We start from the raw sequence: 12,424 nt of genomic DNA on the forward strand, positions 1-12,424 counted from the left end.
GTTCAATCTGTTTTCACTGAATTCGTCAAAGTGAAACTTGAGGAAGGCTAATGTATGACTGTAATAGCATTCAATTATTAAAAATGCTTATGAAGGGTAAAGATTTAATTTAAAAAGAACGCTTCCTAAGTGTTGTTCTTAAGGGAGCGTTCTTCAGTTTATAAAGAATTATTGCTCTAGACTTTTATTAATATACGCTAATAGATCCTTTGACATTACCCATAATTCTTATGAGATAGTTTTCAGATGCATCCAATCCAGTCCATATCCAACCTGCTCCCCCACTAACAGGATTGGTTTCTGTTCTTAAATTAGCCCAGCCCCCAGCCCAATCATTGAAAGATTCCAGTCCAACCTGATAGGTTGAATTAGAGCCAGTGTTCTTTGAAGTGCTAAGGTTGATTTCGATGGAGCTTTTCCCTGTGATGTTTTTGGGGATTTGATAATGTGTGGTAACAGTGAAATTGGCAGACCATAATAAAGTCTTGGTAGCAAATAATTCAAATGAAGTTTTTGGTGCTACAGGTGTTGTATGTTTTGTTAATACACCATTTTCGGGACCAAAAATTTGATCAAGTTCTTTTTCATACGAAGATTGTGCAAAAGCAGAGCCTGTTAATAATATTGAACTAGAAACAACACCAATAAGAGTAATTTTCAATTTTTTTAACATAGTCAAACTCCCCATCTTTTGGAATTTATGATACAATTAGACTGTATCATAAATTTTGATGGAATAATAGGGGGATTATAGAATGAATTTCAAAATAAACCAACAAATAGCTTTTTTATTGTTCTTGACAATTTCTTTTTTTGTACTAACTGGTTGTAATGAATCTGAAGATACATTAGTAAAAGAAACAGTTATTAAATATCTTGAAAGTATTAAGGAAGGTGACTCTGAAAAGTCTTATAGTTTATTGGATAATACCAACTTGCCGGTAAAGGAGAAATTTGTTAAGTCAATTAAAAATAACGTTTTAAGCGAATATAAAATTGAAAAGATAAAAGAAATTGAAGATGATAGATATAAGGTTCTTGCTAGTATGGTTGTAAATGGAGTTGAATCCGAAATGGTATTTGTTTTGACTGAAAATAAGGATGGTAATTGGAAAATATTAATAAATACCGATATAAACAAAGAGAAAACCGTTTTTTGATTTGTAATAATTATTACTAACATTTAATAATCCGGATTTATTCGAATGGTCAGAAGATAAGGGGAATAATAATGTGATATAAAATCAAAAAGGGTGAACAGCTCTCAAGGGTGGTTCTATCCATTGGGATATTAAACAATTCAACTCAGAAATCATAAAGTTGACCGTTACTATTGTTTTTTTGAAGTCGCAGGCCGTTTTATTATGGCAGGGGTTCGGCTTAGGTTTCCGTTTCACATACCTTCTGACCAGTGACTCGGTGAGAGTTACTAGAGCAATTCTTGAAGCCATCTGTAAAATTCAAAATATTCTGCACACCACTGTCTCAAGTCTCACTAGCAACAGGAAATGTGCGAGATTAAAATTTTTTTAAGGAAAGCCACTGTGTAGAGCTTATATTTGGATGAGGAAGTTGGTGGGGGAAATATTCGGTGGAATACTATTCTAGTGAGATGGAAAATGCCGTCATTTGGAGGTCTATAGAATAAATAGCCATATTCCTTTAAGGGTTTTACTATGATTTGTCTTTTTGGTTTAGTTAGCTTAGGCATTAGAGTACACGTTCTCCTATAATTAGGTTCCCTATAATAGAAAAATCTGATTTTAGTATATTTCACTTTAATAATGTTCGTGTTTAGCCTATAATGATTATGATCAAAATTAAAGCTATATGCTTTTGCTTATAGTTTATGAGATATGTGTGTAATCAATTGAGAGCAAATGTTAAATAATTGTGAGATTTAGGCGTGAACAAAATTTCTGTGTCATGTTACATGACGTAAAAATGTTGACGTATGTGGATAAGCAATTATAATAAAGAGAATAGCAGCCAAGCACAACAACAATAATATAAGCAAGTAGGTTGCAGTTACAATACATCTATATTAAGGGGAGAAATCGAAGATGAAAAAACGTTTAGGTTTTATGTTGTCTATTGTTCTTATGTTCGCATTAGTATTGTCTGCTTGTGGTGGCGGCAGCAAAAACAATAATGGCGCTTCTGGCACAAACGGAGCAGCATCGTCTGCACCTGAAGCATCATCAGATGCTGGTACAGCAGCTAAGCTCAAAATCGGTATGGTTACAGATACAGGTGGCGTTAATGATAAATCCTTTAACCAAAGCGCTTGGGATGGTCTGCAAAAAGTGAAAACCGATACAGGTTCCGAAACAATGTATCTTGAAAGTAAAGGCGACGCTGATATGGAGCCTAACCTGAATCAATTCGTCTCTGAGAAATACGATATGATTTGGGGCGTAGGCTTCTTGTTCCAAGATGCAATGGGTAAAGTAGCGAAAGACAATCCGGACTCCAAGTTCGGCATCATTGACTCCGCTGTTGACGCACCAAACGTTGTTTCTGTTAACTTCGCAGCTAACGAAGGTTCGTTCCTTGTAGGTGTAGTTGCTGGCTTGACAACAAAAACAAATAAAATTGGTTTTGTAGGCGGCATGGAAATTCCGAGTGTTACTGTATTTGAAGCAGGCTTCAATGCAGGTGTAGCAGCAGTAAACCCTGAAGCGAAGGTTATCCGCAACTACACAGGCGAGTTCGGTAAACCAGACTTAGGTAAAGCAGCAGCAACCGTAATGTACAATGACGGCGTAGATATTATTTTCCAAGTTGCTGGTGGTACTGGTAACGGCGTATTCAACGAAGCTACAGCTCGTAAAAAAGCAGGGCAAGATGTATGGGTAATCGGTGTTGATAAAGACCAATCGATTGAGTTCGGCAACGAAGTTACGCTTACTTCCATGCTTAAAGGCGTTGAAGCTGCGATTTACCAAGTTTCCACTGACCTGATTAACGGCAAATGGGAAGGCGGCAAATCGGTTGTTCTTGGTCTTAAAGACGGCGCAGTTGGCCTGCCAGAGAACAACCCTAACGTTTCTGCAGAAATTATGACAAAAGTTGAAGACTACAAACAACAAATTATTAGTGGTTCGCTTGTAGTTCCAACTGAAGTGAAATAGTTTTAAACTTATGATTTAATGTCGTTTGTTTATTATGTACAGCCGACAAGACCTGCCCTCAAGCCGGTCTTGTCCTTTTTTGAGATTGGGAGCTAACAAACCGGGGAGGATAACTGGATGAAACAAAGTGCAGTGGCTGTCACACTTAAGGGGATTACGAAACGCTTTCCCGGGCTTGTAGCCAATGATTCGATTGATTTTGAGCTCAAGAAAGGCGAAATCCATGCATTGCTGGGCGAGAATGGTGCAGGTAAGTCTACGTTGATGAACATTTTGTTCGGCTTGTATCAGCCGGATGAAGGAGAAATCTGGGTCAACGGCAATAAAACGGTTATTGAAGGTGCAGGAAAAGCTATTGAGCTTGGAATTGGTATGGTACATCAACACTTTAAGCTGGTACAGCCATTTACAGTGGCTGAAAATATTGTGCTTGGCAATGAGCCGCGTAAATTTGGCACATTCGTCAATTATAAGCAAGCAAATGATAAAGTCCGTTCCATTTCGGAACGTTATGCATTGAAAGTAGATCCGCAGGTGCGGATTAAAGATATTACGGTGGGTATGCAGCAGCGTGTGGAAATTTTAAAAACCTTATACCGTGGCGCTGAAATTTTAATCTTTGATGAGCCAACTGCTGTGCTTACCGTACAAGAGATCGAAGAGCTGATTGGCATTTTGCGCAATTTGGCTGCAGAAGGCAAGTCCATTATTTTGATTACGCATAAGCTCAAAGAGGTTATGGCGCTTGCAGATTCGGTGACGGTTATTCGTCGGGGCAAGGTGGTTCGAACCGTTACGACAAAAGAAACGAACGAGCAGCAGCTTGCGGAGCTTATGGTTGGCCGTGACGTTAATTTTCAGGCGGTAAAAACCAAGAAAGAACCTGGAGAGCTTATCGTATCTGTTGAAAACCTTACGATGAAAGGCGAGGAGAATAAGCTCGTTCTAAATGGTGTCGCTTTTAATATCCGTGCAGGCGAGATTTTGGGTATTGCTGGCGTTGATGGCAATGGACAAAGTGAGCTGGTACAGGCTATTACTGGCATGCGTAAAGCGTCTGGTGGATCTGTGAAGCTTTTGGGCAAGGAAATGATCAATAAAACGCCGCGCCAAATGTCCGTTGCAGGCGTCAGTCACATTCCAGAAGATCGTCACAAGCATGGAATGGTGCTTGATTTCACACTCAGCGAAAATATGGTGCTGGATACGTACTTTGATCCACAGTTCGGCAAACATGGCTTTATTGATTTTAAAGCTATAGACGCTCTTGCGAATCAACTTGTAACTGAGTTTGATGTGCGTTCATCAGGCATTGGGGCCAAGGCCCGCTCCTTGTCGGGCGGTAACCAGCAGAAAGCCATAATTGCCCGTGAAATATGGAAAAATCCGTCCTTGCTCATCGCTGTACAGCCGACTCGCGGTCTGGATATAGGCGCGATCGAATATGTGCATAAGCGGTTAATTGAAGCGCGGGATGCAGGCAAAGCGATTTTGCTCGTTTCTTTTGAGCTGGATGAGTTGTACGCATTATCTGATCGTATTGCGGTTATGTATGAAGGTAAAATAATGGGCTATGCCGATGCTGATCAGCGTGACGATCAACAGCTGGGTCTAATGATGGCAGGCAATTCAACAGCGAAGCAGCCGAGCAAAGGTGGGAGATAGCAACCATGGATAAAGTCAAAGGAATTGCGGACAAAATATTCAATAAAACATCCTTCCTCGTCCCCTTGGTGGCTATCATTTTGGGTCTGTTATGCGGGGCAATAGCCATGCTGGCAGGCGGGTTTGATCCTATTCTAGCTTACCAATCACTGATTAAAAAGCTATTTGGCAGTCCTTACGATATGGGCGAGGCTATTCGTGCGATTACCCCGCTGATATTCACAGGTACAGCGGTTGCTTTCGCTTTCCGTACGGGCCTGTTTAATATCGGGGTAGAAGGCCAGTTCATGATGGGTATGACTGGTGCAACCGTCATAGGGATTACGCTTGACCTCCCTTGGTTTCTGCATGCTCCGCTTGCTATTATTGTCGGAGCGCTGTGTGGAGGCTTATGGGCGGCATTGACTGGCTATTTAAAGGCTGTTCGCGGCGTTAACGAGGTTATTTCTTCGATTATGTTGAACTGGGTTGCGCTTTATTTATCCAATTACATTATTCGTGCGTTTTTTGTGGCAAAAGGGCAGCAAAAATCGGATCCGATTCAAGAGTCAGCACTCGTATCGATTGGCTGGTTATCCGATGCGATGGATCATGCCCGTATGCATTGGGGTACTGTCATTGCCTTGCTCGGTATTGGGGTATTTTATATTATACTGTGGAGAACGAAGCAGGGCTATGAGCTCAGAGCAGTGGGACAAAGCCCTGACGCAGCGCTGTATGCAGGGATTAATGTCAATCGCACCATTGTAAAGTCGATGTTTATTAGCGGATTGTTTGCGGGACTGGCAGGCGTGTTTGAGACGCTGGGCGTATTTGGCTATCAGACGATTCTGGCAGCGCCATGGGGCTATGGCTTTGATGGTATCGCGGTTGCTTTGCTTGGCGGCAATACGCCAATTGGCGTATTGTTCGGTGCTGTACTGTTCGGTGGTCTCAGCTATGGCTCTGCGGGTATGAGCTTTGGAGCGGGCGTACCGCCAGAGCTCGTTCGAATCGTTATTGGTTCGATCATTTTCTTTATTGCTTCGCATGGCATAGTAAAGTTTTTCTTAAAACCATTCCTTGGTCGACGTGCAGACAAGCGTAAGGAGGCGATCTAATATGAATGCACTAGAGATATTGGGTCAGCTTATTAACGTTACGCTTGTATTTTCTACGGCGCTTATTTTTACCGGTCTCGGTGGACTATTCTCTGAGCGCTCAGGCGTTATTAATATCGGTCTCGAAGGCTTGATGGTGTCTGGCGCGTTCGCGGCAGCAGTCATTACCGACTATGCGATACAAGCTGGTTATGAGGAATCTGCTCCGTGGATAGGCTTAGTGGGGGCAGCGATTTATGGGGTGATATTTGCCCTTCTACATGCGATATCCACCATTACATTTAAGGCGGATCAGACGATAGTCGGTGTCGTTATTAATATTTTGGCAGCGGGTATCGCGATTTATTTGACGAAAAGCTTGTATGAGGGTTCGGGACAGACGACAACGCTGACTCATGTATTCAACAAATGGGAAATCCCTTATTTATCAGATATTCCGTTTTTTGGAGAGGCGTTCTTTAAAGCTTATCCGACGACCTATGTTGTTATTATCCTTGTCATTATCAGCTATATTGTGCTGTACAAAACGCACTTCGGCTTGCGCCTTCGCGCAGTCGGCGAATACCCAAGCTCGGCCGATACAGTGGGTATCAGCGTAACAAAATACCGTTATATCGGCGTGCTGCTCAGCGGAGCACTTGCAGGTCTTGGCGGTGCGACCATTACGTTAACAACGACGAGCAACTTTGCCCATAATACCATTTCGGGCCAAGGCTTTATCGCTATCGCGGCTGTTATTTTCGGAAAATGGAATCCTCTCGGCGTTGCGGGAGCTGCTATTTTCTTCGGCTTCGCGCAAGCGATTCGGAACTTTGCTCAACTGTTCGATTGGTCGCAGCAAATTCCGACTGAGTTTTTCTATATGCTGCCATACGTATTGACGCTCGTTGTACTCGTTGGTGCAGTAGGACGTTCTTCCGCTCCAGGCTCGCTTGGCGAACCATACGATCCAGCTAAGCGCTAATCGAAACAAGAAGCATCATACTTCCCATGGCTATCACGTAAGTGATGATTCATCCATGGGAAGTTTTTTTGTTTTCTAACCCTTTACACAAGGTTAGTCACAGAAAATCCACGATTGTGGATAACTTGTGGATAACCATGTGCGTAAACGCTGCATTTATACACAATAGCCGCCAATGATGGAAAGTTTAGCTGTGGCAGGTGCTATTTTCAAAGGGAATTCACACTTTTGTCATAAACGCATTGACAGCATGATCTGCCTGGAGTAAATTAAACCTTATCAAATGAATTTACCGTAAAGGTCAAATGAAAGGCGAACGACTTTTTAGGTTTGTGCATCAATTCACAAAGTCGGTAGTAGCCATATCTGGAATGGGCAATCAGCTTGCCCTTCCCTCATAAGAGGAGAGGATTAACTGTGGAAGCACTGGCACTGGAACGCAAGGCGGAGCAGAACCGCGAACTGCGGGAACGGCTAATGCAATTGAAGAAAGAGCGCAACGCCATCATTCTTGCTCATTATTATCAGCGTGATGAAATTCAAGAGGTTGCGGATTTTCGCGGCGACTCGTTTTTGCTAGCTCAGAAAGCGGCTCAGACGGATGCGGATGTCATCGTATTTTGCGGCGTGCATTTTATGGGGGAGAGCGCCAAAATTTTGGCTCCCAATAAAACCGTCATTATTCCGGACGAGCGTGCAGGCTGCCCGATGGCCGATATGGTCAATGTCGATGGTCTTCGCAAGCTGAAAGCCCAGCATCCGAATGCGACTGTCGTTACGTATATTAACTCTTCCGCCGAAATTAAGGCAGAGACTGACATTTGTTGTACATCGGCGAATGCGGTTAACGTTGTAAATTCCGTTGAAGGCCAAGACGTCATTTGGGTACCGGACAAGAACCTTGGGCACTATGTGCAGCAGAAGACCGATAAGAACATGATCATCTGGGAAGGCTACTGCAACACGCATGACATGTTGACGGTAAAGGATGTAGAGGAAATGAAGGCGAAACATCCGAATGCGCAGTTTGTTGTGCATCCTGAGTGCCGCCCTGAAGTGGTGGAGCTGGGTGATTTTGTCGGCAGCACGACAGCGATTATTAAATATTGCAAGGAATCGGATTGCAAGGAGTTCATTGTCGGCACGGAGGATGGCACAGGCTATCAGCTGAGATTGGACAGCCCGGACAAAACATTCCTGTTTGCATCTAAATATTTGGTTTGCCCGAACATGAAGGTTAATAACCTGAAGAAGCTGGTTAAATGCCTTGAAACGATGCAGCCGCAAATCTATGTACCGCCGCATGTGGCGGATCAAGCACGCTTGTCCCTGGAGCGCATGTTACTCGTGAAATAGGAGCAGCATGCGCTACTCCTATGCCTGGAGGCGCAGAAATGATTCCCAGATACCTTGTAGACATAAAGCTGGACGAACTGCCGGTAATCGAGAAGGATGTTATTGTGATTGGGGCCGGCATTGCCGGTCTTTTTACCGCACTTCGGGCCAGTGATCGGCATTCCGTGCTGATGATTACGAAGAAGTCGCTGCTCGACAGCAACACCCGCTATGCGCAAGGCGGCATTGCCGCGGTCATATCGGAGGACGATTCACCAGCTTACCACAGCGAGGACACGCTAATTGCGGGAGCGGGGTTGTGCTCGGAGGATGCGGTCAATGTGCTCGTGCATGAGGGGCCGGAAGGTGTGAATCAGCTCATTGAAATGGGCACACAGTTCGATTTGGAAAATGGCGAGTTTGCGCTGACGAAGGAAGGCGCTCACAGCCAGCGTCGTATTTTGCATGCGAATGGGGATGCGACGGGCTACGAAATTGTACGAGCCTTATCGGAGAAAGCGTTATCCAAGCCGGGTATTGAAGTATGGGACGACCACTTTGTCATCGATTTGGTTACCAATGATGGAGAATGTGTGGGCGCTGTTGTGCAAAAGCCGGACGGCTCGCGTCTGCTTGTACGCGGCAAGGCGACCATTCTATGCTCGGGCGGCGCAGGCCAGCTCTACCGTTACACGACGAATCCTGAGGTGGCCACAGGCGATGGGATCGCTATGGCTTACCGGGCAGGAGCTTTTATACAGGATGTAGAGTTTGTCCAGTTTCATCCGACCTCCCTATGTTATCCTGGAGCGCCACGGTTTCTGATTTCAGAGGCCGTACGCGGCGAAGGAGCCGTCCTCCGCAATACGCGAGGCGAGCGTTTTATGGAGCGCTATCACCATCAGCTGGAGCTGGCGCCGCGTGACGTAGTGGCCCGCGCAATTATTAGCGAGATGGAAGCTACGAAATCAACTTTTGTTTATTTGGATGTGACGCATGAGTCGCCGGATATGGTGAAGCATCGTTTTCCGAATATTTATGAATTTTGCCTGCAATACGGTTTGGATTTGACGACAGATTGGATTCCGGTCGCCCCTGCTGCACATTATATGATGGGCGGCGTTAAAACCGATCTCGATGGAGAAACCAATATTAAAAGGCTGTTCGCCTGCGGAGAGGTTTCCTCTACAGGCGTTCATGGAGCGAATCGGTTGGCCAGCAATTCGCTTTCGGAAGCGGTCGTTTTCGGCAAGCGTATCGTCGAGGCGATTGATAAACTTGCAGAGCATGCAGAGATTCAGCCTATAATAGAGAGCAGCGTACCGCGCAGCAGTGTGCCGATTCAGGCAGTGGTGGAGCGGAGATTGAAGCTGCAAAAAGTGATGGTCAGGTATGCGGGCTTGCAGCGCGATGCCAAGGGCCTCGAGAAGGGGCTGGAGGAGCTGCGGCGCCAGTTGACTATTTTTCAAGCGATGCTGACCAAGCGGGAAGAGTTTGAATTTGCCAATATGCTGACATGCGCCCTGCTGACGGCGGAATCCGCTTTACAGCGGGAGGAGAGCCGCGGCGCGCATTACCGTGAGGACTTCCCGGAGCGCAATGATCAAGTATGGCGCAAGCATACCGTAATGCACCGTGTATACGGGAGGACAGAGGAGCGGTTAACCAATGTTTGAGACAACGCTGGATGGCTATAATGAAGCGCTGCGCGCGCAAATACGCGGCTGGCTCGCTGAAGATATCGGAAGCGGCGATGTAACGACGGCTATGACTATTTCGCGTGGAGCGCAGGCGAAGGCCGTCATTCATGTGAAGGAAAATGGGCGGATTGCGGGCATTCCAATTGCGCGCCTTGTGTTTGAAATCGTTGACCAATCGCTGGTCTTCACGGCAAAGGTCGAGGATGGACAGTATGTAGAAAAAGGCACTGTACTCGCTGAAGTAGAAGGCAGCATCCATAGTCTGCTTACAGGGGAGCGTCTAGCGCTTAATTTAATGCAGCGGATGTCCGGCGTGGCGACGAAGACTAGTGAGTTTGTAGCGGCGCTGCAAGGCCTGCCGGTCCGACTGGTCGACACTCGCAAAACGACGCCAGGCCATCGTCTGCTTGAAAAATATGCCGTTCGCGTAGGCGGCGGCTCGAATCACCGCTTTGGCTTGTATGATGCCGTTATGATCAAGGATAATCATATTAAGGGCGCAGGCGGTATTCGGGAAGCAGTGGAAGCAGCTCGAGCAGGTATTCCCCATACGATGAAGATCGAGGTGGAGACGGAGTCCTTGGAGCAAGTCGATGAGGCGATTGCATGCGGCGCTGATATTATTATGCTGGACAATATGCCGCATGAGATGATGAAAGCCGCAGTAAAGCAAATCAAGCAGCGCGCACCACATGTTATTGTAGAAGCCTCCGGCAATGTGCGGGTTGATACCATACACGGTATAGCCGCTTGCGGTGTCGATGTCATTTCGGTAGGAGGCCTCACCTATTCCTTTCAATCACTCGATATTAGTCTCGACCTGTTTGCGAAGAAGGGAGGGACCATGTCTTGATTCTCGTCATTGACGTCGGAAATACGAATATAGTCTTGGGCATTTATCAAGGCAAGGAGCTGCTTCATCACTGGAGGCTCAGCACGAATCGTTCCGCTACAGTTGATGAATATGGCATCAACTTTCATCATTTGTTTCATTTTGCCGGCATGCGTCTGGAGCAGATGGAGGGTGTCATTATTTCATCAGTCGTTCCGCCGCTCATGCGGACGTTGGAGCAGCTGTGCATGAAGTATTTGCGCAAGACTCCTTTTATCGTTGGTCCAGGCGTGAAAACCGGACTTAATATCCGGTATGAAAATCCCCGCGAGGTCGGCGCTGACCGCATCGTGAATTCGGTGGCGGGCATCGTCAAATATGGCAGTCCGCTTATTGTCGTCGATTTCGGAACGGCAACGACGTTTGATTACATTGATGCCGCTGGCAGCTATTTGGGCGGCGCTATTGTGCCGGGCATTGCAATATCGACAGAGGCGCTTTATCAGCGGGCGGCGAAGCTGCCGCGGATTGAGCTGGTGAAGCCGCCAAGCGTCATCGGCCGCAATCCGGTCACTTCCATGCAGGCGGGTATTATATATGGCTATGCAGGACAAGTGGACGGTATCGTGGGCAGAATCCGCAAGGAATTTAAAGTCTCGCCGCGTGTTATCGCGACGGGCGGCTTGGCTGAGTTAATTAGCTCAGAATCGGAAACGATAGATGAGGTTGATCCGCTTCTGACATTAGAAGGTTTGCGTATTATATATGAACGGAATCAGGAGGGATAGACGATGGAGCAAAGGAAAGATTTTTTGGTGCGTGGCACGGCATGGGAAGGCAAAATTCGTGTTTTTGCAGCCCGTACGACGCAATTGGTCGATGAGCTGCAGCGCCGGCACGGCACTCTGCCGACTGCAACTGCAGCACTTGGCAGAACGGCAACGGCTGGAGCTATTATGGGCGCCATGCTGAAGGGCGATGAAAAGCTGACGATTCAAGTGAAGGGCGAAGGCCCAATGGGACAAATTGTCGTCGATGCAAATGCTCATGGAGAAGTGCGAGGCTACACGGACAATCCACTCGTTCTGCTTCCAAGCAATGCGCAGGGAAAGCTTGATGTTGCAGGTGCCGTAGGCCATAGCGGCTATCTTCATATTACTAAGGATCTTGGGTTGAAAGAGCCTTACCGCGGCAGCGTTCCGATTGTTTCTGGCGAGCTGGGCGAAGACTTCACCTATTATTTTGCTGTATCGGAGCAGACGCCTTCCGCAGTTGGATTGGGCGTACTGGTTGATGAAGACGGCCGCGTTATTCATGCGGGCGGCTTTATCGTACAGCTGATGCCAGGACTTACGGATGCGGAAATTACTAAGCTGGAGAAAGCGCTCAGCGCGATGCCTCCGGTCACAGCCCTGCTTGATCAAGGGGAGACGCCAGAAGGGCTTCTTAAATGGGTCGTCGGCGATGATGTTGTCATTCATGAGTCGCTGGACTTGCGTTTTCAATGCAAATGCTCGCGCGATCGCGTAGAGCAGACCTTGATCAGCATGGGTGAATCGGAATTGCAGCAAACGATTGAAGAAGAAGGTAAAGCAGAGGTCGTCTGTCACTTCTGTAATGAAGCGTACCAGTTTAACCGCGTAGAGCTGGAGCAATTGCTCGAACAAGCCAAACCGAAGCCGATCCATTAATAT

11 protein-coding genes are annotated in these 12,424 nt (G+C 46.3%); 10 read left to right on the plus strand and 1 reads right to left on the minus strand.

Annotated features, from left to right (window positions below; genetic code table 11):
* Positions 1-187: 187 nt before the first annotated feature.
* Entirely contained in the window at positions 188-673 is a 486-nt protein-coding gene (locus tag ACSR9A_RS02590; protein WP_473755448.1) for a hypothetical protein, read from the minus strand.
* 82 nt (positions 674-755) lie between these two features.
* Between ACSR9A_RS02590 and ACSR9A_RS02595 the strand changes: the two genes are divergently transcribed.
* From ACSR9A_RS02595 to hslO, 10 genes are all read left to right on the plus strand, one after another.
* Positions 756-1,160 carry a hypothetical protein gene (locus ACSR9A_RS02595; protein ID WP_473755449.1) on the plus strand — a complete coding sequence of 135 codons (405 nt, stop codon included), beginning with the start codon at positions 756-758 and terminating at the stop codon, positions 1,158-1,160.
* A gap of 903 nt (positions 1,161-2,063) precedes the next feature.
* Positions 2,064-3,134 carry a BMP family lipoprotein gene (locus tag ACSR9A_RS02600; protein ID WP_473755450.1) on the plus strand — a complete coding sequence of 357 codons (1,071 nt, stop codon included), beginning with the start codon at positions 2,064-2,066 and terminating at the stop codon, positions 3,132-3,134.
* Positions 3,135-3,251: 117 nt separating this feature from the next.
* On the plus strand, positions 3,252-4,799 hold the full coding sequence (locus tag ACSR9A_RS02605) for an ABC transporter ATP-binding protein (RefSeq protein ID WP_473755451.1): 1,548 nt from the start codon (positions 3,252-3,254) through the stop codon (positions 4,797-4,799).
* A gap of 5 nt (positions 4,800-4,804) precedes the next feature.
* Complete coding sequence (locus ACSR9A_RS02610; RefSeq protein ID WP_473755452.1) at positions 4,805-5,899, plus strand: ABC transporter permease; 1,095 nt, start codon at positions 4,805-4,807, stop codon at positions 5,897-5,899.
* Position 5,900: 1 nt separating this feature from the next.
* Positions 5,901-6,863, plus strand: coding sequence for an ABC transporter permease (locus tag ACSR9A_RS02615; RefSeq protein WP_341280356.1), 963 nt, complete (start codon positions 5,901-5,903; stop codon positions 6,861-6,863).
* Positions 6,864-7,280: 417 nt separating this feature from the next.
* Positions 7,281-8,219: a quinolinate synthase NadA gene (nadA, locus tag ACSR9A_RS02620; RefSeq protein WP_046234439.1), complete on the plus strand. Its 939-nt coding sequence runs from the start codon at positions 7,281-7,283 to the stop codon at positions 8,217-8,219.
* Between the two features lie 38 nt (positions 8,220-8,257).
* Positions 8,258-9,874: an L-aspartate oxidase gene (nadB, locus tag ACSR9A_RS02625; protein WP_341280357.1), complete on the plus strand. Its 1,617-nt coding sequence runs from the start codon at positions 8,258-8,260 to the stop codon at positions 9,872-9,874.
* Positions 9,867-10,751 (plus strand): carboxylating nicotinate-nucleotide diphosphorylase, encoded by an 885-nt coding sequence (gene nadC / locus ACSR9A_RS02630; protein WP_473755453.1) that lies wholly within the window; start codon positions 9,867-9,869, stop codon positions 10,749-10,751. The genes nadB and nadC overlap by 8 nt, the downstream gene beginning before the upstream one ends.
* On the plus strand, positions 10,748-11,518 hold the full coding sequence (locus ACSR9A_RS02635; RefSeq protein ID WP_473755454.1) for a type III pantothenate kinase: 771 nt from the start codon (positions 10,748-10,750) through the stop codon (positions 11,516-11,518). Before nadC ends, ACSR9A_RS02635 begins: the two co-directional genes overlap by 4 nt.
* 3 nt (positions 11,519-11,521) lie before the next feature.
* Positions 11,522-12,421 (plus strand): Hsp33 family molecular chaperone HslO, encoded by a 900-nt coding sequence (hslO, locus tag ACSR9A_RS02640; RefSeq protein ID WP_341280359.1) that lies wholly within the window; start codon positions 11,522-11,524, stop codon positions 12,419-12,421.
* Positions 12,422-12,424 lie beyond the last annotated feature (3 nt).

The sequence above is a fragment of the Paenibacillus sp. R-74696 genome, assembly GCF_055814915.1.